This is a genomic window from Marinobacter metalliresistant (genome assembly GCF_038098645.1).
Classification (GTDB): Bacteria; Pseudomonadota; Gammaproteobacteria; order Pseudomonadales; family Oleiphilaceae; genus Marinobacter; species Marinobacter metalliresistant.
The window spans coordinates 3600801-3623292 of record NZ_CP101118.1; the positions used below are offsets into that span (position 1 = coordinate 3600801).

Annotated in this window: 15 protein-coding genes; 12 read left to right on the forward strand and 3 right to left on the reverse strand. The window is 57.3% G+C overall.

Going from position 1 to position 22492, the window contains the following annotated elements; translation table 11 throughout:
• Positions 1-55 precede the first annotated feature (55 nt).
• The gene (locus tag NLK58_RS16855) at positions 56-2590 is read right to left on the reverse strand and encodes a penicillin-binding protein 1A (protein ID WP_341581369.1); all 2535 of its coding nucleotides are present in this window, start codon (positions 2588-2590) and stop codon (positions 56-58) included.
• A gap of 195 nt (positions 2591-2785) precedes the next feature.
• Here NLK58_RS16855 and NLK58_RS16860 point away from each other — a divergent pair, with 195 nt between their 5' ends.
• The 12 genes from NLK58_RS16860 to NLK58_RS16915 all read left to right on the forward strand — a co-directional run bounded on the left by NLK58_RS16860 (position 2786) and on the right by NLK58_RS16915 (position 18996).
• The gene (locus tag NLK58_RS16860; RefSeq protein ID WP_117619546.1) at positions 2786-3850 is read left to right on the forward strand and encodes a pilus assembly protein PilM; all 1065 of its coding nucleotides are present in this window, start codon (positions 2786-2788) and stop codon (positions 3848-3850) included.
• The gene (locus NLK58_RS16865; protein WP_136629685.1) at positions 3850-4413 is read left to right on the forward strand and encodes a PilN domain-containing protein; all 564 of its coding nucleotides are present in this window, start codon (positions 3850-3852) and stop codon (positions 4411-4413) included. Before NLK58_RS16860 ends, NLK58_RS16865 begins: the two co-directional genes overlap by 1 nt.
• Positions 4413-5024 carry a type 4a pilus biogenesis protein PilO gene (locus tag NLK58_RS16870; RefSeq protein WP_273069700.1) on the forward strand — a complete coding sequence of 204 codons (612 nt, stop codon included), beginning with the start codon at positions 4413-4415 and terminating at the stop codon, positions 5022-5024. The genes NLK58_RS16865 and NLK58_RS16870 overlap by 1 nt, the downstream gene beginning before the upstream one ends.
• Before the next feature lie 2 nt (positions 5025-5026).
• Positions 5027-5575 (forward strand): pilus assembly protein PilP, encoded by a 549-nt coding sequence (locus tag NLK58_RS16875; RefSeq protein WP_117619549.1) that lies wholly within the window; start codon positions 5027-5029, stop codon positions 5573-5575.
• A gap of 65 nt (positions 5576-5640) precedes the next feature.
• The gene (gene pilQ, locus NLK58_RS16880; RefSeq protein WP_341581370.1) at positions 5641-7722 is read left to right on the forward strand and encodes a type IV pilus secretin PilQ; all 2082 of its coding nucleotides are present in this window, start codon (positions 5641-5643) and stop codon (positions 7720-7722) included.
• Positions 7723-7861: 139 nt separating this feature from the next.
• On the forward strand, positions 7862-8428 hold the full coding sequence (gene aroK, locus NLK58_RS16885) for a shikimate kinase AroK (protein ID WP_341581371.1): 567 nt from the start codon (positions 7862-7864) through the stop codon (positions 8426-8428).
• Entirely contained in the window at positions 8421-9515 is a 1095-nt protein-coding gene (gene aroB / locus NLK58_RS16890) for a 3-dehydroquinate synthase (RefSeq protein ID WP_117619552.1), read from the forward strand. Before aroK ends, aroB begins: the two co-directional genes overlap by 8 nt.
• A gap of 67 nt (positions 9516-9582) precedes the next feature.
• On the forward strand, positions 9583-10980 hold the full coding sequence (locus NLK58_RS16895) for an SPOR domain-containing protein (RefSeq protein ID WP_341581372.1): 1398 nt from the start codon (positions 9583-9585) through the stop codon (positions 10978-10980).
• Between the two features lie 208 nt (positions 10981-11188).
• The gene (gltB, locus tag NLK58_RS16900; protein ID WP_341581373.1) at positions 11189-15637 is read left to right on the forward strand and encodes a glutamate synthase large subunit; all 4449 of its coding nucleotides are present in this window, start codon (positions 11189-11191) and stop codon (positions 15635-15637) included.
• 79 nt (positions 15638-15716) lie between these two features.
• Positions 15717-17135, forward strand: a complete 1419-nt coding sequence (locus NLK58_RS16905) for an FAD-dependent oxidoreductase (protein ID WP_117619555.1) — start codon at positions 15717-15719, stop codon at positions 17133-17135.
• Positions 17136-17292: 157 nt separating this feature from the next.
• Complete coding sequence (gene hemE / locus NLK58_RS16910; RefSeq protein WP_117619556.1) at positions 17293-18357, forward strand: uroporphyrinogen decarboxylase; 1065 nt, start codon at positions 17293-17295, stop codon at positions 18355-18357.
• A 270-nt stretch (positions 18358-18627) separates the two neighbouring features.
• Entirely contained in the window at positions 18628-18996 is a 369-nt protein-coding gene (locus tag NLK58_RS16915) for a PilZ domain-containing protein (protein WP_341581374.1), read from the forward strand.
• A 231-nt stretch (positions 18997-19227) separates the two neighbouring features.
• Here the strand turns inward: NLK58_RS16915 and radA are convergent, their stop codons facing one another.
• Positions 19228-20604, reverse strand: a complete 1377-nt coding sequence (gene radA / locus NLK58_RS16920; RefSeq protein WP_341581375.1) for a DNA repair protein RadA — start codon at positions 20602-20604, stop codon at positions 19228-19230.
• Positions 20605-20747: 143 nt separating this feature from the next.
• Positions 20748-22436 (reverse strand): energy-dependent translational throttle protein EttA, encoded by a 1689-nt coding sequence (gene ettA, locus NLK58_RS16925; protein ID WP_341581376.1) that lies wholly within the window; start codon positions 22434-22436, stop codon positions 20748-20750.
• Positions 22437-22492 lie beyond the last annotated feature (56 nt).

Below are 22492 nucleotides of genomic sequence, written 5' to 3' on the forward strand. Positions count from 1 at the left end.
ATAAAAAAACCGGCGGGTGATCCCCGCCGGTTTTTTTATGTCTGTTCCGTTTGTGTCAGAAAATCCTGCGTGAAAGGTCGTCTTCTCCGGAGCTCCCGTTGCGATCGCTCTCTTCTTCGGACAGCAGTGGCGGTGGTGCATCATCTTCCCGAAAGACCTCAAACACACCGTCTTCGCCCGGTCTTGCCCGCTGTCCGGTCTCCGGGTTGATCCGGATGTTCACGATGCCGTTAGGGCGGGGCATGAAGGAAGGAGGCTCGCCCTCGAGGGCGACTTTCATATAATCCAGCCAGACGGGCAATGCAGTGCTCGCGCCAAATTCACCCCTGCCCAGTGGTGCCGGCTGATCGAACCCAACCCAGGTTGTTGTGGCCAGTTCATGATTGAACCCCGCAAACCAGGTGTCTTTCTGCTCGTTGGTGGTGCCTGTCTTGCCCGCAATATCCTCACGCCCCAGTGCCAGGGCCCGACGACCTGTGCCCAGGCGGATGACGTCCCGCATCATGGAATGAAGAATGAATACTGAGCGTTCATCTGCGAGCCGGCGCATCACTCGCACCTGCTGTGTATTATCGGTGCTTTCCGCAGGTTCTGCTTCCGTGCTCGTTTCGCTGTTTTCGGTGTCTGTTCCGTTCTCTTCTGCGATCTCCTTGCACTCCTGGTCGCACAGAACGGTTTTCGGAGCCTGATAGACAATCTCGCCGCGGACGTTCTTGATGGTCTCGATCAGATAGGGTTCAACGTCATACCCGCCGTTGGCAATCACCGCCATGCCTCTGGCAAGCTCCATGGGGGTAAGCAGGCCGCTCCCAAGGGACAGTGACAGGTTGTCCGGCATTTTCTCGACCGGAATTTCCAGTTGCGCCAGGTAGTCAATCGTTTTCTGGATGCCAAGATCGCGTAGTAGTCGGATGGAAACCAGGTTTCGCGAGCGATAGAGGGCTTCGCGAAGTCGGGTCGGACCATAAAATTGCCCGGATGAATTCTGTGGCCGCCATGCGGACTCGAGTTCGGAGTCATTAAACACTATCGGCGCATCGTTATAGATGGTTGCGGGTGTCATGCCGCTTTCGAGTGCGCTGAGGTAAAGGAAGGGCTTGAAGGTGGAGCCGGGTTGTCTTTGCGCCTGGACGGCCCGGTTGTATTTGCTCTGGCCGAAGCTGTAACCGCCTGTGAGAGCCTGAATGGCACCTGTTTGGGCTTCCAGAGAGATCAGGGCACCTTCAACGCGGGGAATCTGTGCGAGTGATACAATGGCCGGCCTGGCCGGCTCCGCAGTCCCGTTAGTCCCGTTGCGGTCTTGGTCTTCCTTTTCGGGAGTTGTCCCCGCCGGCTTTGGCGCCTGAACGCGCACGTAGACAACGTCGCCCACTGCAACCACATCCGAGGGCTTTTCGGGTTCCGGGCCAGTGAGGTCTTCGGTTTTATAACGTCTAGCCCATGTCATGGTTTCGAAAGGCATGATAGCGGGGCCTGGCATTCGAGCGTGTACCCGGACATTTTGGGCTTTGTCGTCAACGTTGGTAACAATGGCAGGGATCAGGGACTCGACCCGGGGATAATTCTGCACAATCTCCGACAGGTCGCCGTCGGCCAGAGTCTCCGGATCAATCTGGCCGATAGGGCCCCGGAATCCATGGCGCCGGTCGTAGGCCTCCAGGCCATCTCTGAGGGCTTTCGTGGCAGCCTGCTGCTTCGTGCTGTCAACGGTGAGCGTAACTGTATAGCCATCGGTGTAGGCGTCTTCGCCGTAGCGCCGAACCAGTTCGGAGCGGGCCATCTCTGCGACATAATCAGCGTCAACTTCGCTGTCAGTACTGTTGTAACTGGCTGTGAGTGGGGCTGCAAGCGCAAGCCCATAGGCGTCCGGGGTGATGTAGCCCAGTTCCTGCATCCGGCCCAGAATCCAGTTCCGGCGAATCATCGCGCGCTCCGGGTTGGCCAGCGGGTTGTAGGCGGACGGCGCTTTTGGAAGGCCCGCGAGCATGGCCATTTGAGCGAGCGAAAGCTGGGAGACGGGCTTGTTGTAATAGACCTGGGCTGCGGCGGCAATCCCGTAAGCCCGGTTGCCGAGATAAATCTTGTTCAGGTAGAGCTCAAGAATCCGGTTCTTGTCCAGTTCACGTTCTATCTGAAGAGCCAGAAGTATCTCGTTGAACTTCCGTATAAAGGTTCTGTCCCGTGACAAAAAGTAATTTTTTGCAACCTGCATCGTGATGGTGCTGCCCCCGGACTGGATCTCCCCGGTTGAGACCAGTTCGATGGCAGCCCGCGCCAGGCCTTTGATGTCGACCCCGAAATGCTCGTAAAAACGCGAGTCTTCAGCGGCCATAAAGGCTTGTAACTGAATTGTTGGGATCTGTTCGATTGTGATCGGTGCCCTTCTCTTTTCACCGAATTCTGCTATTAATCTCTTGTCTTTGCTATATACCCGCAGCGGTGTCTGGAGTTTTATTTCCAGCAGTTGAGCAACCGGTGGAAGCCCGGGGCGAAGATAGAGATAAAAGCCTGAGGTTACGATAACGGCGACACTCAGTCCGGTAAGAAACACCCAGGCAAAAAGGCGAGATGTGCGCAACAAATGAGACATTTTTTTCTGACAACTATTGGATATAGGTCTATCATTTGAGAAATTGCTTTAGGAAGGACGAGTCGCTTCACCGCTGCAATGGTTCTCGGTTAAAGAAGAACAGGCATTGTAGACGGAATACTGAAGAAATTCTCTTAAATAAAAAACACATAAGTTACGTAACCCGGTGCATCTAACCAGGTATAGGGTGAGCGCGTGTTCGGATTGTTAGGAAAGAAATCCAGTGCAGTGCTGGGCGTGGATATAAGCTCCAGCTCGGTCAAACTTCTGGAGCTGTCGAAGCAGGGTGACCGGTACAAGGTCGAAAGCTACGCAGTGGAGCCGTTACCGGCGAACGCTGTGGTCGAAAAAAATATCACGGATGTCGAGGCGGTGGGCGAAGTGCTGAAGCGCGTTGCCTCCAAGTCCCGCACCAGCGTGAAGCAGGTTGCGGTCGCGGTCTCCGGCTCCGCGGTTATCACCAAGGTCATCCAGATGGATGGTGGCCTCAACGAGTTCGAGATGGAAGATCAGATCGCCCTCGAGGCAGATCAGTACATTCCATACCCGCTGGATGAGGTGGCCATCGACTTTGAGGTACAGGGTCCCTCCGAAAGCAATCCTGATCAGGTTGATGTGCTTCTGGCCGCGTGCCGGAAAGAAAATGTCGACATACGGGAAGACGCCCTCGAGATTGCCTCACTGACAACCAAAGTTGTTGATGTCGAAGCCTACTCACTGGAACGGGCATATGCGCTGATAGAGCCGCAGCTTGACTCACAGGGTGAAGAGCTGGTGGTTGCTATTGTCGACATTGGCGCAACCATGACAACACTCAGTGTCCTGGCCGGCGGAAAGACAGTGTACACCCGGGAGCAGATTTTTGGCGGCAAACAGCTGACTGAGGAAATCCAGCGCCGGTACGGATTGTCTCTTGAAGAGGCCGGGCTCGCCAAGAAGCAGGGTGGATTGCCCGATGACTATGAGTCAGAGGTTCTGACGCCGTTCCGTGAAGCTGTCGTGCAGCAGGTGGCGCGGGCGCTTCAGTTCTTCTTTGGTGCCAGCCAGTATAATGCTGTCGACTATGTGGTTCTGGCAGGCGGTACTGCCTCTATCCAGGGGCTGACTGAAATGGTCGAAGAAAAAACAGGAACACCGGCACTGGTGGCAAACCCGTTTGCAGATATGGCAGTGGGGTCACGGGTCAATGCATCGGCGCTGAGTAATGATGCTCCCTCTCTGATGATTGCCTGCGGCCTGGCAATGAGGAGCTTCGACTGATGGCAAAGATTAACCTCCGACCCTGGCGCGAAGAACTTCGTGCCGAAAAGCAGAAACAGTTCGTCGTGATGATTCTTGGTGCGGCGATCATTGCCGGTGGCCTGGTATTCCTCTGGAAGTCCGATATGGACAGCCGGATCGCTTACCAGCAATCGCGGAACGCTTATATTGAAACGGCGGCCAAGAAGCTGGATCAGCAGATCAAGGAAATCGAGAATCTCAAACGCAAACGGGATGAGCTGCTTGCCCGGATGCATGTTATCCAGGACCTTCAGGGTAAACGCCCGGTTATTGTCCGGGTTTTTGACGAGCTGGTCAGAACGCTGCCCGATGGTCTTTTCTATACTGACCTCAAGCGCACAGGAGACCGGCTGGATATCGTGGGCATGGCGGAATCCAACAGCCGCGTTTCCACGTTGATGCGTCAGTTCGAGGAGTCCTATTGGTTTGCTGATCCCAACCTATCAAACGTGTCGGCAGCTGACAGCCGCCGGGCCGGGTACAGTCAGTTTCAACTCTCGGTACAACAAAAAACACCTGAGCCCGAAGGGGAGGATAAGTAATGAGCCTCGCGGACTCACTTAAAAGCCTTAATGAATTTGATATCAACGACCTCGACGTCAACAACGCAGGTATCTGGCCAGCACCGATCAAGGCCATTGTGGTTCTGATCATCTTCGGGCTCATTATCGGGGGTGGGTACTGGTTCTTTATCAAGGATCAGTCCGCCCAGCTTGAACGCGTTGAAAAAACGGAGCAGGAGCTTCGCAAGAAGTACGAAGAAAAAGCGTACCAAGTGGCGAATCTTGAAGTCTTCAAGGCTCAGATGGCGGAGATGGAAGAAACGTTTGGCGCGCTGGTAAGGCAGCTTCCCAGCGAGACCGAAGTGCCAGGTTTGCTGGAGGATATTACCAATACCGCCCTGGGTAGTGGTCTTGCGCTCCAGGAAGTGAAGCTGCAGCCGGAGCAGCGCCGGGACTTCTATTCCGAATTGCCGATCAATATCCGGGTGTCCGGTTCCTACCATGAGCTGGCGTCCTTTGTCAGCAGTGTCGCAAGCCTTCCTCGGATCGTGACCCTGCACGACTTGACCATCAAACCAACTGGCGGAGACGGAGAGCGGCTTGATATGCAGGTTGTGGCCCGTACCTACCGCTACCGGGCTGGAGAATGAGCATGACAGCAAAGCATGCGGTAAAAGCCTGGCTGGGTGTGTGTCTGGTGTCTCTCCTGACAGCCTGTTCCCAGGGCAGCGGATTTTCAGATCTTGACAAGTTCATGGCCGAAACGAGGGCGAAGCCGCGGGGATACGTGGAGCCTCTGCCCGAGTTCAAGGCCTATGAAGCCTTCAGTTACTCAGCCGCAGACAGACGGGCACCGTTTGAGCCGCCGATCGACGTTCAACTGACCATGGTGGATGAGAAGCCGGTCAGTGATGTTGAGCCGGATCTGGACCGGCCAAGAGAGGTGCTTGAGAACTTTGATCTCAAGGCGCTTCGGATGGTCGGTACGCTTCAGGGCGCCTCAGGCAGCCTGTTCGCTCTTGTCGAAGACGACACGGGTGGCATCCACAGGGTGCGCACCGGAAACTATATGGGGCAGAACTACGGTCGTATCGTGGGCGTCAGTGAAACCCGTATTGAGCTGATTGAAATCGTTCCCAATGGCCGGGGTGGCTGGGTCGAGCGTCCTCGCTCGCTGACCCTCGAAGAAGGCGCAGGCTAGGGAGCGGCTGGATGAAAGTTGAAAGAAACATGCACGTACAAAAAAGTTTAGGGTCGAGGCTAGCGATGTTCAGAAAACTCAATGTATACGTCAGCGTGATTGCTTTTGGGTTGTTCTCCGGCCTGGCCAACGCGGTCACGCTGGAAGACGTGTCGTTTTCGTCGCTACCGGGCGAACGGCTTGAAGTGACACTGGAATTTGATGGGCCGCCGCCGGAACCCACCGGTTACACCATTGAGCGCCCTGCTCGCATCGCTGTCGACCTGAGGGACACGATCAGCGGTCTGGACAGTCGCAGCATTCCTCTGGGGTCTGGTAACGCCCAGAGTATGACGGTGGTGGAAACCAGGGACCGAACGCGGCTGATCTTCAACCTCGTTGAGCTGGTTCCTTACGCCACGGTTCGCAGTGGCGATTCACTGGTTCTGACTATTGGTGGCGAGGCTGGGGGCGAGGCTCAGGGTGCCGTGGCTGGCGCGCCTGCTTCGTCCTCCCAGAGTAGCCCGGGAGCATCGGGTTCTTCTTCGGCCAACGCCCTTGGCGGTGTGGATTTCCGTCGTGGCAAAGAGGGGGAAGGCCGGGTTCTTGTCGATCTGGGCAGCTCCGGCACGCCAGTGGACTTGTCGGAACGGGCTGGCAAAATCCGGCTGACCATGGATGGCATTACCGTTCCTGCCAATCTGCGTCGCCGGCTGGACGTTACTGATTTTGCAACGCCGGTTACCCGCATCGATACCTTTGTTGAAGATGGCAATGCGGTGGTCGAGATCAGCCCGGCAGGGAATTACGATTATATTGCCTATCAGTCCGGCAGCCAGTTCACGGTTAGTGTGGAAAAGCTTACTGAACAGGAGGCAGAGTCACGCCGTGAAGAGAAGTTCCCGTATACCGGCGAGAAGCTCTCCCTGAACTTTCAGGACATTGAGGTTCGTTCGGTTCTCCAGCTGATTGCGGATTTCACAGGCCTGAACCTGGTCGCCAGTGACACGGTGGGTGGCAGCATCACGCTTCGTTTGCAAAATGTTCCCTGGGACCAGGCTCTGGATCTGATTCTGAAGACCAAGGGGCTCGACAAGCGGCAGATCGGTAACGTGTTGCTGGTGGCTCCGGCAGATGAGATTGCTGCCCGGGAAAAGCTGGAGCTGGAAACCAATAAACAGATTGCAGAGCTGGCGCCGGTACGGCTGGATATTGTTCAGGTCAACTACGCCAAGGCTGCCGACATTGTTGCCTTGATCAAGGAAGATGAGGAGCTGATTTCAGACCGTGGATTTGTCTCCTCGGATGTTCGCACCAACACCATCAGTATTCGTGAGACTGCGCAAAAGCTCGAGGAAATCCGTCGGCTTGTCTCCACATGGGATGTGCCGGTGCGGCAGGTATCCATTGAGGCGCGAATTGTCCGGGCCCAGACCAATGTGGCTGAAGATCTCGGTATTCGCTGGGGTGGTGCCGCTTACGATGTGAGTGGCGATAATGTATTCACTGTCGGTGGCTCGCAGCAGTCCTTGCAGGAGGCGCGTGATGCTGCAGCCGGAAACAGCAGTACAATCACCTTCCCGGGTGCGCTGGCGGTCGATCTCGGTGTGAGCGGTGAAGGCACTTCCTCGTTTGCCATTGGCTGGGGCAGCGATGACTTCCTGGTTGACCTGGAGCTGTCTGCGCTGGAGAGCGACGGCCAGGCCGAAGTGGTTTCACAGCCTCGCGTTGTGACCGCGGATCGCCAGACAGCGTCTATCAAATCCGGTGAGGAAATTCCGTACCAGCAAGCTGCTTCCAGCGGTGCGACAGCGGTTTCGTTCAAGGAAGCCGTGCTTTCTCTCGAGGTGACGCCGCAAATCACCCCGGATGACAAGATTATTATGGATCTGGTGGTCAACCAGGACTCCCGTGGTGAAGTTACCGCCGGTATTCCTTCGATCAATACCAACCAGGTGACCACCCAGGTTCTGGTTGGCAACGGTGAGACGGTGGTGCTGGGTGGTATCTTCCAGTCGCAAGTTGCGACCCAAACTACGAAGACCCCGTTCCTTGGGGATATTCCCTACCTGGGTCGTCTTTTCAAGCGTACCGAGAAAATTGATGAGCGCAGTGAGCTGTTAATTTTCATAACGCCCAAGATCATCAAGAGCGATCTTGTCCGGTAACCGGGATCCCGAAAAAAAGCCGCCGCCTGGAACCCGGCGGCTTTTTTGTGCCTGAATTCCCCACAGGCCGGGTACGGAGCTTATGCAAGTACCGGCCCTGTGATATTCTCACCCGCCTGATCAAAACTGAGCGGAAGTTATGTCTTTGCCAAAACGCGTTGTCCTCGTTGGCCCCATGGGGGCCGGGAAAAGCACGATTGGTCGGATGCTCGCCAAGGAGCTGGGCTATCGTTTTCTCGATTCGGATCGCATCATTGAACAGCGTTGCGGGGCGAACATACCGTGGATTTTTGATGTTGAAGGTGAGGGTGGATTCCGTCAGCGGGAAACTGCGATGCTTGACGAATTGTCGAATGAAAACAACACCGTGCTCGCCACTGGGGGTGGCGCGGTGATGCGGCCTGAGAACCACCCCCTGCTTAAAAAGGATGCGATGGTGATCTACCTGAAAACGTCGATTGAGCAGCAGGTAGAGCGCACGCGGAAAGACCGTAACCGACCATTACTGCAGAACGATGATCCGGAAGCCGTCCTGAGAAATCTTTTCTCGATCCGGGATCCGCTGTATACAGGCCTGGCCGACATCATCATGTACACAGATCGCAAAAGCCCCAGGCTTGTGGTTCGGCAGCTGGTTAACCGGCTGAATCCGAGAACTCCACGTCACAAAAGGCAGATCCGGAAGGAAGGTCGTAATCATGTCTAACCTGCTTCGTGAACTTTCGGTTGAGCTGGGGGATCGCAGCTACCCCATTTTTATTGGCGAGGACCTTCTTGGCACCTGGGATCTGTCGCGTTTTGTTGGCGGCTCCCAGGTCATGATTGTGACCAATGAAACCGTCGCGCCCCTGTATCTCGAGAGTGCGAAAGGCTGCTTTCCCGGGAAGCGTATTGATACAGTCGTTCTACCCGATGGCGAAAAATTCAAGGACTGGCAGACTCTGAACCGGATCTTTGATGGTCTGCTGGAGCAGCGGCATACCCGGAAAACCACGTTGGTCGCACTTGGAGGAGGGGTTGTCGGCGACATGGCAGGCTTCGCCGCGGCTTGCTATCAACGGGGAGTTCCGTTTATCCAGATACCGACCACGCTATTGTCACAAGTGGACTCCTCCGTAGGTGGCAAAACGGGAATCAATCACCCGTTGGGTAAGAACATGATCGGTGCTTTCCACCAGCCACAGGCCGTTCTGATTGATACCGGAAGCCTGCAGACCTTGCCTCCAAGGGAAGTGTCGGCCGGCCTGGCTGAGGTGATCAAGTACGGGCTCATCCGGGATCTGGATTTTCTTGCCTGGCTTGAAGACAAGGTGGGCGCTCTTGTTGCCCTCGATCCCGATGCGCTTGCAGAAGCCATCTACCGGTCCTGTGCCTGCAAGGCGGAGGTTGTTGCGCTGGATGAGCGCGAAGGTGGTCTGAGGGCGATACTGAATCTTGGTCACACCTTTGGCCATGCCATAGAGACCTTTGCAGGCTATGGCAACTGGCTCCACGGAGAGGCGGTTGGAACGGGCATGATCATGGCGGCGGAGCTTTCTGCCCTCGAAAGTATGATTTCCCGGGCCGACTGCGACCGGATAACCCGTCTTATTCTGAGTGCCGGGTTGCCCGGCAAACCTCCAGTCGGGATGACGGCGGACGATTTCATGAGTCTGATGGCGGTAGACAAAAAGAATGTCGACGGGCAACTCAGGCTTGTTTTGCTCCGCTCAGTTGGTGATGCCGTTGTAACCTCCGAGGCTGGCCCGGAAAACCTGGCATTGACCTTTGCCCGCTTCTGCAGCCTGGAATGAAGTCAGGCTAATGGCTTCGATGATTTCGCGTGGCTTGCGGTAAAGGAATAGCAGACAAGGAAGACCCGTGACCGAGGAAAGCTTGAACAGTCTTGATGGCGGCGGCCTGTTTCCCAGGCTGCAGCAACGGTATGGTCTGCGCGCCAACCCTCTGGAAATGGAGGCGCCGTTTTTTCCGGATGCCATGCGTCATCATGCGCTGGAAGCCTTGCGCCACCTCTGTGGGTTCGGCGACATGGCGCTTTTACTCACCGGTGCCGCAGGGTCCGGCAAGAGCCGAATACTGGCGGAGCTGGTGCGAAGCGAGTCATCCCGAGTCGACTTTCACCGGATTCCCGCTTCAGCGTTAACCAGTGCCCAGGCCCTTGCCAGAGACCTGAAAACGTTTGCGCGGTCGGGAATGGGGTCGGATGGGAATCCCCGGGATCTTATTTACCGTTTCTTCAAATGGTCCGAATCCCGGGTTCGCAAAGGCCAGCGGATGGTGTTGTTGATTGACGATGCCGACCGGGCGCCGGTGGAATTACTCAGGCTCATTCTTTCTGCCTATCTGGCGTCGGAGCGCGGGTCTTCAGCGGTTCCTGTTTTCTCGGGAAGCGATAATCTGGTCGAGATGTTAGCACTTGATGATGCTTCTACATCCGTTCACCAGATTCATCTGCGCCCGCTGACGAAAGACGAAGTCGCTGCCTATCTTGAGCCGAGAGTTCATGCGGCCGGCGGGAAGGCCAGTGAGCTGCTGGGTCCCGTACGGGTGTCGAAAATTCACGCTCTGAGCCAGGGCAGCTTTGCGAGACTCAAGCGGGTAACGCCCGGGGTCTGGCTGGATATGGTAGCCACATCGCCTGCGATGCGTTCTCAGGGGCTGCCCTGGAAGCGCATCGGCTGGCCGGCGCTGGCCCTGTTACTGCTCGCGGGCTCGTGGTGGTTTGTTTCCCGTCAGTACGATGAGTCGATGGCTGAGGAGTCAGTGAAGGTGCCTGAGCCAGTCCGCAAGAGCATCACCATCGGCCCTCAAACCGAGGCTGTTGAGCCTCCATCGGAGGAGCCTCTCCCGGAGACTGAAACCCTGTTGACAGAGGTTGCAACAGAGCCGGAAGCTGCTCAGCCAGAGCCAGAGCCAGAGCCAGAGCCAGAGCCAGAGCCAGAGCCAGAGCCAGAGCCAGCATTTACACCTGAAACCCCGGAGTATTTTGTACCGCTTGAGCAGGTGAGGGCCCGCGAAGGGTGGACGATTCAGCTCGTGGCCGGCAACCTGGAGCAAACGGCACTTAACATCATAGAGCGCCACTCACAGCTTGGTGAGATTGTTTACACCCTTGGCGAAAGACAGGGTCAGCCCTGGTTTATGGTATTCTATGGTGAGTTCCCCACCCGAGAGGCGGCGAATGAGGCTGTATCCAATTTACCCCAGGAACTGGTTTCCCGGTCGCCGTGGGTTCGATCAATCGACAGTTTGCAGTAGCGCCTTGTCTGGCGCTAACTCGTTGTTCCATAACCTGTCAGTTGGTAATTCCGTTTTCGGCTTCCCACAATAACTCAACTCCGATTTGAGTACGTATTTCTACGTGTGTAAAATAGCCAGCCCCCATTTTCAGTGTCAAAGAGTGGTTGTATGGCTGCGTGCCAAGTAACTCTTTGATTGAAAAGTATTTCTACGCGAGAGAACGCTTATGATGACAGGTTTGTATCATCCCGACGAATTCAGGGACAACTGCGGGTTCGGCCTGATTGCCCATATGAAGGGCGACGCCAGCCACAAGTTGTTGCAAACTGCGATCGAGTCTCTGACCTGCATGACCCACCGGGGTGGTATCGCTGCAGACGGAAAGACCGGCGATGGTTGTGGCCTGCTGATCCAGAGCCCGGACGGCTTCCTGAAGAAAGCCGCCAAGTCAGCTTTTGGCAAGGAGCCAGGTGACCTTTTTGCCGTGGGTCAGGTATTCCTGAACCCGGATGAAGCCAAGGCCGCCGCTGGTCGGGACGCACTTGAAAAGCGGCTGACCGAACAGGGTCTGGAGATCCTCGGCTGGCGTGAAGTGCCGGTGGATGACAGCTGCCTTGGGCCCATGGCTCTTGATTGCCTGCCCCGGATTGAACAGGTGTTCGTGGTTCCTGCCGGCAAGGAAGAGCGTGAGTTTGCGATCAGCCTGTTCGTGGGCCGTCGCCACGCCGAGGGCGACATGGCGGATGATCCCGAGTTCTACATCTGCAGCCTTTCCCATCGAACCCTGGCCTACAAGGGCCTGATGATGCCGGCGGATCTTGCCAATTTTTACAAGGATCTGGGCGATCCTGACCTGGAGACGGCGATCTGTGTTTTTCACCAGCGTTTCTCCACCAACACCATGCCCAAGTGGCCGCTGGCCCAGCCGTTCCGGTATCTGGCCCATAACGGTGAGATCAACACCATTGATGGCAACCGAAACTGGGCCATCGCCCGCGCTGCCAAGTTCAGCTCGCCGGAGCTTCCGGACCTGCAGACCCTGCAGCCGCTGGTAAACCTTACCGGGTCTGATTCTTCCAGCATGGACAACATGCTGGAAGTGCTGCTCGCTGGTGGTGTAGACCTGTTCCGCGCGGCCCGGATGATGATTCCCCCGGCGTGGCAGAACGTCGACAGTATGGATTCGGAACTCCGGGCGTTCTATGAATACAACTCCATGCATATGGAGCCCTGGGATGGTCCGGCTGGCCTGGTTATGTCTGACGGCCGCTACGCCGTCTGCATGCTGGATCGTAATGGCCTGCGGCCCGCTCGCTGGGTCATTACCAGGGACGACTTTATTACCCTGGCCTCTGAAATCGGAACCTATGGCTACCAGCCTGATGATGTTGTAGCCAAGGGGCGGGTCGGCCCGGGCCAGATGCTGGCCATTGACACCGAATCCGGCGAAGTCCTGCATACCCGGGACATTGATCAGCGCCTCAAGGCCGCGCAGCCCTACAAACGCTGGCTCCGTGAGAATGCGCTGCGCGTTGAAACCACTCTGAATCAGGACACACCTGACTTCAGGCTGATGGATGCTGACGAGCTGCTGGTTCATCAGAAGATGTTCATGGTGTCTTTTGAGGAGCGTGACCAGGTTCTGCGTCCGCTGGCCGAGAATGGCCAGGAGGCCGTCGGCTCCATGGGTGACGACACCCCGATGGCGGTTCTGTCGAGCAGGGTCCGCCACGTGGCGGATTACTTCCGCCAGAAATTCGCCCAGGTCACCAACCCGGCGATCGATCCTCTGCGGGAGGCGATCGTTATGTCACTGGAAACCTGTCTGGGTGCCGAGCGAAACGTATTCGAGGAAACCTCGGATCACGCGGACCGGATCATCCTGACCACCCCGGTTCTGTCGCCTGCGAAATTTCTCAAGATTGCCAACAATGACCGACAGGGCTTCGAGGTGGCGCGCATCGCCATGAGCTACCGCCCGGAGCAGGGTCTTGAGCAGGCTATCCGTCAGGTTTGCGAGCACGCCGAACAGGCAGTCCGTGATGGCAAGGTGTTGCTGGTGCTGACGGACAAGGATCTGAAGGAAGGTGAGTTGCCGGTAAACGCCATGATGGCGACCGGCGCTGTTCACCACCATCTGGTCCGGCAGGGTTTGCGCTGCGATTCCAACATCATCGTGGAAACCGGCTGGGCCCGGGATCCCCATCATTTTGCGGTGCTCTTTGGCTTTGGCGCCACGGCGGTCTATCCGTACCTTGCCTATCAGGTTCTGAATGATCTGATCCGCACCGGCGAGTTGCTGATTGATCCGATTGATGCGAAGAACAACTACCGCAAGGGCATTAACAAGGGCCTGTTGAAGATCCTGTCCAAGATGGGTATCTCTACCATCACTTCCTACCGTGGTGCCCAGCTTTTCGAAGCCATTGGTCTGGCCGATGAAGTGGTTGATCTGTGTTTCCTTGGGGTGCCCAGCCGTATCCAGGGTGCCGGGTTCTATGATTTTCAGCAGGACCAGGAGCAGTTGGCCGCCGTTGCCTGGAAGCCTCGCAAGCCCATCTCCCCGGGCGGCCTGCTGAAATACATTCATGGCCAGGAGTACCATGCCTTCAACCCGGACGTGGTGGGCAAGCTGCAGGAAGCGGTTACCACAGGCGATTACGGCCATTACAAAGAATACGCCGGACTGGTGAACGAGCGCCCGGTGGCGACTCTGCGTGACCTGTTGGGGTTCCGCAAGGATCTCAGGCAGATCGCCCTTTCCGAGGTGGAGCCGGTCGAGAATATCTTCCCCCGCTTTGACTCCGCGGCCATGTCTCTGGGCGCACTGTCGCCGGAGGCTCATGAGGCTTTGGCTGTTGCCATGAACACGCTTGGCGGCCGTTCCAACTCCGGCGAGGGTGGGGAAGACCCTGCCCGTTATGGCACCGAAAAGCGCTCCAAGATCAAGCAGGTTGCCTCCGGTCGTTTTGGTGTCACCGCGGAATACCTGCGCAGTGCCGATGTTATGCAGATCAAGGTGGCTCAGGGTGCCAAGCCGGGTGAGGGCGGCCAGTTGCCGGGTGGCAAGGTCAATGACCTGATCGCACGCCTGCGCTACTCAGTGCCCGGCGTAACGCTGATTTCGCCGCCACCGCATCACGATATTTACTCCATTGAGGATCTGGCCCAGTTGATCTTTGACCTCAAACAGGTCAACCCGCAGGCTCTGGTGTCTGTGAAGCTGGTGTCCGAGCCGGGTGTCGGCACCATCGCGGCCGGTGTTGCCAAGGCATACGCAGACCTGATTACGGTTTCCGGCTATGACGGCGGCACGGCGGCAAGCCCGCTGACGTCGATCCGCTATGCGGGCTCTCCGTGGGAGCTGGGACTGACGGAAACCCAACAGGCGCTTCGGGCCAACGATCTTCGGGGTAAGATTCGCCTGCAGACCGATGGTGGCATCAAGACCGGCCTGGATGTTGTGAAAGGTGCAATCCTTGGCGCCGAGAGCTTTGGCTTTGGAACCACGCCCATGGTTGCGCTGGGCTGTAAATACCTGCGCATCTGTCACCTGAATAACTGTGCGACCGGTATTGCCACCCAGAATGACTACCTGCGTGAAGAACACTTCAATGGCACGGTGGAAATGGCGATGAATTTCTTCCGCTTTGTTGCTGAGGAAACCCGTGAATGGATGGCGAAGCTTGGTGTGCGCACTCTCGAAGAGCTGGTCGGACGTGTGGATCTGCTGGAGCGGCTGCCGGGCGACACCGAGCGCCAGAAGAAGCTGGATCTCACTCGTCTGTTGTCTAATGACCACATTCCGGCGGACAAGCCACAGACCTGCCAGGTGGAGCGGAATCATCCGTTCGACAAAGGTACGCTTGCGGAGCAGATGGTTCAGGATACCGCCACGGCGATCAAGGAAAAGAGTGGTGGTGTCTGGCCCTACAGGGTGACCAACTGCGACCGGTCCATCGGTGCTCGCCTGTCCGGTGAAATTGCCGCGCTGCACGGCAACCAGGGCATGGTCGATGCGCCGATTACCCTCGATCTTACCGGCACTGCTGGCCAGAGCTTCGGTGTCTGGAACGTGGGTGGTCTCAATCTGGTGCTCGAAGGCGATGCCAACGACTATGTCGGCAAGGGCATGACCGGCGGCAAGCTGGTGGTGAAACCGCCCCGTGGCAGTGCCTTCAAGACCCAGGAAACCTCGATTGTCGGCAACACCTGCCTGTATGGCGCCACCGGCGGCAAACTGTTTGCGGCGGGAACGGCGGGCGAACGTTTCGCGGTTCGTAACTCTGGCGCTCACGCTGTTGTGGAAGGTACCGGGGACCACTGTTGTGAGTACATGACAGGCGGCCTGGTCACCGTTCTCGGTTCTACCGGGCACAACTTCGGTGCCGGCATGACCGGTGGCTTTGCCTATGTGATGGATATCAACAACACCTTCGTGGACAAGTACAACCACGAGCTGGTGGAGATTCAGCGGATTTCCAGTGAAGACATGGAGTCATACCGCAATCACCTGCGAGGTGTTATCCGGGAGCACATCTCGGAAACCGGCAGTGAATGGGCTGAGCACATTCTTGAGGATTTCGACGACTACATCGGCCGTTTCTGGTTGGTGAAACCCAAGGCTGCCAACCTCCGCAGCCTGCTGGCCAGCACCCGGGCGCGTCCGGAATAAGGCGACGGGCAGAACAGGGTTCGGGGTGCGCAGCCTGACTGCCACCCCTCGTCGAAATCGAGTTGATGAGAGCATCGAAATGAAAGAACGACTGAGTAACGACTTCCAGTTTGTCGAAGTTGGGCGGATTGACCCGAAGAAGGTGCCGGCCAGGAAGCGAAAGAAAGAGTTTGGTGAGATTTACCACCCGTTTACGGCGGACCATGCCGCCTCCCAGGCCCACCGTTGCCTGGAGTGTGGTAACCCCTACTGCGAGTGGAAGTGCCCGGTACACAACTACATCCCGAACTGGCTCAAGCTGGTGTCCGAAGGAAATATCATGCGCGCGGTGGAGCTGTGTCACCAGACCAATTCATTGCCCGAGGTCTGTGGCCGTGTGTGTCCCCAAGACCGCCTGTGTGAAGGCGCCTGTACCCTGAATGACGGCTATGGCGCGGTCACCATCGGCTCGGTGGAGAAATACATCACGGACACCGCCTTTGCTCTGGGCTGGAAGCCGGATATGTCCGCAGTCAAGTGGACAGACAAGAAGGTTGCAGTCATTGGTGCTGGCCCTGCCGGTCTGGGTTGCGCCGATGTCCTGGTTCGCAACGGTGTAAAGCCGGTTGTGTTCGACATCTATCCGGAAATTGGCGGCCTGCTGACCTTCGGAATCCCCGAGTTCAAGCTGGAGAAGTCAGTCATGACTCGGCGCCGTCAGGTGTTCGAGGAGATGGGTGTGGAATTTCGCCTGTCCACCGAGGTTGGCAAGGACGTCCAGTTGCAGGACATTATCGACGAATACGATGCCGTCTTCATGGGCATGGGCACCTACACCTACATGAAGGGTGGTTTTCCGGGTGAAGACCTGCCCGGAGTCTACGACGCGCTGCCGTTCCTGGTCTCCAACGTTAACCGTCGCCTGGGCTTTGAAAAAGACAAGGCCGACTTCATCGACATGAAAGGCAAGCGTGTCGTTGTTCTGGGTGGTGGTGACACCGCCATGGACTGCAATCGCACCTCCATCCGTCAGCAGGCTGAGAGCGTGACCTGCGCCTACCGTCGGGACGAGGAAAACATGCCGGGCTCCCGTAAGGAAGTGGCCAATGCCAAGGAGGAGGGCGTGAAGTTCCTCTTCAACCGGCAGCCAATCGCCATCCTGGGTGAAGATCGGGTTGAAGGTGTTAAAGTGATCCAGACGCGACTGGGCGAGCCCGATGACAACGGCCGCCGCCGCCCGGAAGTGGTGCCGGGCAGTGAGGAAGTGATTCCGGCGGATGCCGTTCTGGTTGCTTTCGGATTCCGTCCCAGCCCTGCCGAGTGGTTCGATGAGCTGAAGGTGAGCACCGACGACTCAGGCCGGGTAACGGCACCGGAGGAATCCGAGTTCATGTTCCAGACCAGTAATCCGAAGATTTTCGCTGGCGGCGACATGGTCCGCGGCTCGGATCTGGTCGTAACCGCTATCTGGGAAGGCCGCCAGGCGGCCGAAGGCATCATGGACTACCTGGATGCCTGATTGTCCCGGACATGGGGTCAGATGAAAGCCTTCATCTGACCCCTGGTTCACCTGGCTTCTCTCTAACGCCTTTCCAATTGATCCGACACCTTTCCAATTGACCTAAACCGCGTATCATTACCTTCCAGAAAATTCGTTTCCCAGACCAGGAGTTGCCATGACCGAGCTGAAAAATGACCGTTTCCTGCGCGCACTGATGCGCCAGCCCGTGGACCGTACTCCGGTATGGATGATGCGACAGGCAGGGCGATACCTGCCGGAATACCGCGCCACACGGGCGAAGGCCGGGGATTTTCTCAGCTTGTGCAAGAATACTCCGCTGGCGTGCGAGGTCACCCTTCAGCCGCTTGAACGTTACCCCCTGGACGCCGCCATTCTGTTCTCGGACATCCTGACCATTCCGGATGCACTGGGGCTGGGCCTTTACTTTGAAACCGGGGAAGGCCCCAAGTTCCGGAACACCATTCGTTCTGAAGCCGACGTGGCTGCACTGCCGAAAATCAACGCCAGGGTGGATCTGGACTACGTCATGAACGCGGTCTCTACCATTCGCGGCGCCCTGAACGGCAGCGTGCCTCTGATTGGTTTCTCCGGCAGCCCATGGACCCTGGCCACGTATATGATCGAAGGTGGTTCCTCCAAGGATTTCCGGGAAGCCAAGAAGCTGATGTACGGCCAGCCGGAGGTGATGCACCGGTTGCTGGACCATCTGGCGGATGCGGTTATCGATTACCTGAATGGCCAGATCAGGGCCGGCGCCCAGGCGGTGCAGATTTTTGATACCTGGGGCGGCGTGCTCAGCAGTTGGGCCTATGAAGAGTTCTCGCTGCGCTACATGAAGAAAATCGTCGACGGCCTGATTCGCGAGAATGACGGCCGCAGAGTACCGGTAATCCTGTTCACCAAGAATGGCGGTCAGTGGCTGGAGTCCATCGCGGACTCTGGCGCCGACGCCGTTGGTCTCGATTGGACCACGGACATCGGCAACGCCCGCGCCCGCATTGGCGATCACGTAGCCCTTCAGGGCAACATGGATCCGGCCATGCTGTACGCGCCGCCTGAGCGGATTCGCCAAGAAGTGGCGGATATCCTGCGCCGTTATGGTTCCGGCACAGGGCACATCTTCAACCTTGGCCACGGAATTACACCGGACGTGGATCCGGAGCATGCCAAGGCGTTCATCGAGGCGGTCGTTGAATTGAGTCCGGAGTATCACCGCTGAGCATTGGGGTTCTTTTTCCCCCTAGCCTGAGGGCTTTGCAGGTGAGGCCGTTGTGGGGCCCTTTCCAAAAAAACGCTACAAGCACTTCCCTGTGCGCTTGTTTCCGGCCATCCATGGCCTCCAACATTTTTGGAAAGGGCCCCACAACGGCCTCTATCTCACAGCGGCGATATATCTTCCTAACAATCGACCACTCCAAAATCCTCTGGATGCATCCTTCTGTCCGGTCTATAGTCAGGTAAACCAAGATCGGTAAACAGGAGTAGTCACTTGCCCACCAAAACTCCCGAAAAACGCCGGTTTCACCGGATTGAATTCGACGCGCCCTGCGAACTCCACTGTCTGGAGACTGTCTGGACCACCGAGGTGCTGGATATTTCCTTGAAAGGCGTTCTGGTAAAACGGCCGGAGGGGTGGGATGTGCCTTTGAATCAGCCGTGTGAGGTGATTATTCACCTGGATGATCATGAAGCAGGTATTGTTATGGCGGTTGAGCTCAGGCACGTGGAGCCGCACAGGCTTGGCTTCAAATGTCGGTACATTGACCTTGATAGCGCTACCCACCTCAAACGTCTTGTTGAGCTTAACCTTGGTGATCAGACGCTGTTGGAGAGGGAGTTTGCTCATCTCATTGATTAGGCGGGTTTTGTCGGATTACGTCTTCGCCTAATCTGACCTACGTTGCGGGTCAAAAGCTAAGAGATATGAGGGTGGGACTATTACTGCCAAGCATGCAGGACAGGATGGCTTTTCTATTTCCAAAAATGTTGGAGGCCAGGGATGGCCGGAAACAAGCCCACATGGATGTGCTCGTAGCGGTTTTTGGAAATAGAAAAGCCATCCTGTCCGTCAACTCCCAAGACAAGATACTCAGAGATCTTCCAGAGCCGAGAGCGCGTCACTGAGCTTGGTCACCGGAATCACTTTCATGCCCTCGATGGCCTTGCGGGGGGCATTGGATTTGGGCACCAGTGCCCGGGTAAAGCCGTGCTTGGCGGCTTCGTAAATGCGCTCCTGGCCGCTGGGGACCGGTCGGATTTCGCCGGAAAGGCCGACTTCGCCAAAAATCACCAGATCCTGGGGCAGGGCGCGGTCGCGGAAGGAGGAGACAATCGCGGCCAACAATGCCAGGTCGGCGCTGGTTTCATTCACCTTCACACCGCCGACCACGTTCACGAACACATCCTGATCAGATACATGCATGCCGCCGTGACGGTGCAATACGGCGAGAAGCATCGCCAGCCGGTTCTGGTCCAGGCCAACCGCCACGCGTCTCGGATAGCCGCCCTGGGCCATGTCCACCAGTGCCTGGATCTCCACCAGCATGGGCCGGGTGCCTTCCCAGACCACCATCACCACGCTGCCGGGCGCCGCTTCCTCGCCACGGTTGAGGAATATCGCGCTGGGGTTCTTCACTTCCTTAAGGCCCTGTTCCAGCATGGCGAATACGCCCAGTTCATTCACCGCGCCAAACCGGTTCTTGATGCCGCGAAGTGTGCGGTAGCGGCTGTCGCTGGAACCTTCCAGCAGGATGGAACAGTCGATCATGTGCTCCAGAACTTTCGGGCCGGCCAGGCTGCCGTCTTTGGTAACGTGCCCGACAAGGAACAGGATGGTGCCGGTCTGCTTGGCAAAGCGGGTCAGGAAGGCGGCGCTTTCGCGTACCTGGGACACACTGCCGGGGGCTGATTCAATCTCTGCCACGTGCATCACCTGGATACTGTCCACCACCAGAATCCGCGGCTTTTCTGCTTCCGTTACCTGCATCACCCGCTCAACACTGGTTTCAGACAGCATCTTCAGATCTTTGGTGGGCAATCCCAGCCGCTTGGCACGCATGGCGACCTGCTGCAGGGATTCTTCACCGGTGACATAAAGCGCAGGGACGCTGGCGGCGAGGTGGCATACCGCCTGAAGCAGCAGGGTGCTCTTGCCGGCGCCGGGATGGCCGCCCATCAGCACGGCCGACCCCTCCACCAGGCCGCCACCGAGAACCCGGTCGAACTCCTGCATGCCCGAGCTGATGCGAGGCTGTTCAGCCAGGCTGACGTCGTCCAGGCTCTGGACTTCCGACAGGCTGCCGGCAAAGCCCTCGAAGCGGGCGCCACGAGCGCCTTTGGTGTTGCTGCTGACACCGCGGACTTCGCTGATGGTATTCCAGGCCTGGCAGGCGGTGCACTGGCCCTGCCATTTGGAGTAGTCGGCACCGCATTCGGTGCAGACATAGGCGGTTTTTGCTTTGGCCATGGCGATCTCGGGGGATAATGGATGAAAGCGGGGGCAGATGTGAAAACGGGGTTGAAAACGGGTTCATGAAAACGGGGTCAGATGAAAGCTTTCATCTGACCCCTCTTTTAGCACCCTCTTTCATGACCCCTCTTTTACTAACATCAGGCCAGCTTCTTGTACTTCATACGCTTGGGCTGCATGGCAGAATCGCCCTTGCGCTTCTTGAAGTCTTCGTCGTATTCCGTGAAGTTGCCCTCGAAGTACACCACTTCGCCGTCATCCTCGAACGCCAGGATATGGCTGGCTACCCGGTCCAGGAACCAGCGATCGTGTGAGATCACCAGGGCGGAGCCCGGGAAGTTGAGCAGGGCTTCTTCAAGGGCGCGCAGGGTTTCCACGTCCAGATCGTTGGTCGGTTCGTCCAGCAGCAGGACGTTGCCGCCTTCCTTGAGCAGTTTGGCCAGGTGCAGGCGGTTACGCTCACCCCCGGACAGGTCGCCAACCCGTTTCTGCTGGTCGCTGCCCTTGAAGTTGAAGCGCCCCACATAGGCCCGGGACGGGGTCTCGTAGTTGCCTACCTTGATAATATCGTTGCCGTCGGAGAGTTCTTCCCAGACGGTTTTACTGCCGTCCAGGTCGCGCATCTGGTCCACGTAGGCCAGTTCCACGGTTTCACCGACGGTAATGGTGCCGGAGTCAGGCTGGTCGTAACCCGCGATCATCCTGAACAGGGTCGATTTGCCGGCACCGTTGCCGCCGATAATGCCCACGATGGCACCGGGTGGTACGCTCAAGGACACGTCTTCGTACAGCAGGCGGTCACCGAAGGACTTGCTGATACCGTCCACTTCGATCACCTTGTTGCCGAGGCGAGGTCCAGGCGGAATGTACAGCTCGTTGGTTTCATTGCGCTTCTGAAACTCCTGGGAACTCATCTCCTCAAAGCGGGCCAGGCGGGCCTTGCTCTTGGACTGACGGCCCTTGGCGTTGCTGCGAACCCATTCCAGCTCCTGCTTGATGGCTTTCTGGTGAGAGGCCTCCTGCTTGGACTCCATCTCCAGGCGCTTTTCCTTGTTCTCCAGCCACTGGCTGTAGTTGCCCTCGAAGGGAATGCCATGGCCACGGTCCAGTTCCAGGATCCAGCCGGCGACGTTGTCGAGGAAATACCGGTCGTGGGTGATGGCAACCACGGTGCCTTCATAATCGTGCAGGAAGCGCTCAAGCCAGGCCACGGATTCGGCATCCAGATGGTTGGTGGGCTCGTCCAGCAGCAACATGTCTGGGCCGGACAGCAGCAGGCGGCACAAGGCAACACGGCGGCGCTCACCACCGGACAGGATTTGCACTTTCTGATCCCAGGGCGGGAGGCGCAACGCGTCGGCGGCGACTTCCATCTTGCGTTCAATGTCGTGGCCGTCGGTGGCCTGGATGTAGGCTTCCAGTTCGCCCTGTTTCTTGGCGAGGGCGTCAAAATCCGCATCCGGTTCGGCGTAGGCTGCGTAAACTTGGTCCAGTTCCGCCAGGGCGTCATGAACACCGGAGACCGCCTCGTCGACGATTTCCTTGACGGTTTTCTCTTCGTCCAGCTCCGGCTCCTGGGGCAGGTAGCCCACGTTAATGCCCGGTTGGGGGCGGGCTTCGCCGATGTAATCCTGGTCCACGCCGGCCATAATGCGAAGCAGGGTGGATTTACCAGCACCGTTAAGGCCAAGAACGCCGATCTTGGCGCCGGGGAAGAAGCTCAGTGAGATGTCTTTCAGAATCTCTCGCTTGGGCGGTACCACCTTGCCCACGCGGTTCATGGTGTATACGTAAGAGCCTGTTTTCCCGATTTTGTCACTTTTCGACATAATCTGTTTCGCCTTTAAGTCAGTTATCATGAGGCTTTGAGGGAGATGATAAGCGC

Excerpts from the sequence above, each read along its gene's own strand:
- NLK58_RS16855 (WP_341581369.1), bottom strand. The coding sequence starts at position 2,590 with ATGTCTCATTTGTTGCGCACATCTCGCCTTTTTGCCTGGGTGTTTCTT.
- NLK58_RS16865 (WP_136629685.1), top strand. The coding sequence starts at position 3,850 with ATGGCAAAGATTAACCTCCGACCCTGGCGCGAAGAACTTCGTGCCGAA.
- NLK58_RS16870 (WP_273069700.1), top strand. The coding sequence starts at position 4,413 with ATGAGCCTCGCGGACTCACTTAAAAGCCTTAATGAATTTGATATCAAC.
- NLK58_RS16875 (WP_117619549.1), top strand. The coding sequence starts at position 5,027 with ATGACAGCAAAGCATGCGGTAAAAGCCTGGCTGGGTGTGTGTCTGGTG.
- pilQ (WP_341581370.1), top strand. The coding sequence starts at position 5,641 with ATGTTCAGAAAACTCAATGTATACGTCAGCGTGATTGCTTTTGGGTTG.
- aroK (WP_341581371.1), top strand. The coding sequence starts at position 7,862 with ATGTCTTTGCCAAAACGCGTTGTCCTCGTTGGCCCCATGGGGGCCGGG.
- aroB (WP_117619552.1), top strand. The coding sequence starts at position 8,421 with ATGTCTAACCTGCTTCGTGAACTTTCGGTTGAGCTGGGGGATCGCAGC.
- gltB (WP_341581373.1), top strand. The coding sequence starts at position 11,189 with ATGATGACAGGTTTGTATCATCCCGACGAATTCAGGGACAACTGCGGG.
- NLK58_RS16905 (WP_117619555.1), top strand. The coding sequence starts at position 15,717 with ATGAAAGAACGACTGAGTAACGACTTCCAGTTTGTCGAAGTTGGGCGG.
- hemE (WP_117619556.1), top strand. The coding sequence starts at position 17,293 with ATGACCGAGCTGAAAAATGACCGTTTCCTGCGCGCACTGATGCGCCAG.
- radA (WP_341581375.1), bottom strand. The coding sequence starts at position 20,604 with ATGGCCAAAGCAAAAACCGCCTATGTCTGCACCGAATGCGGTGCCGAC.
- ettA (WP_341581376.1), bottom strand. The coding sequence starts at position 22,436 with ATGTCGAAAAGTGACAAAATCGGGAAAACAGGCTCTTACGTATACACC.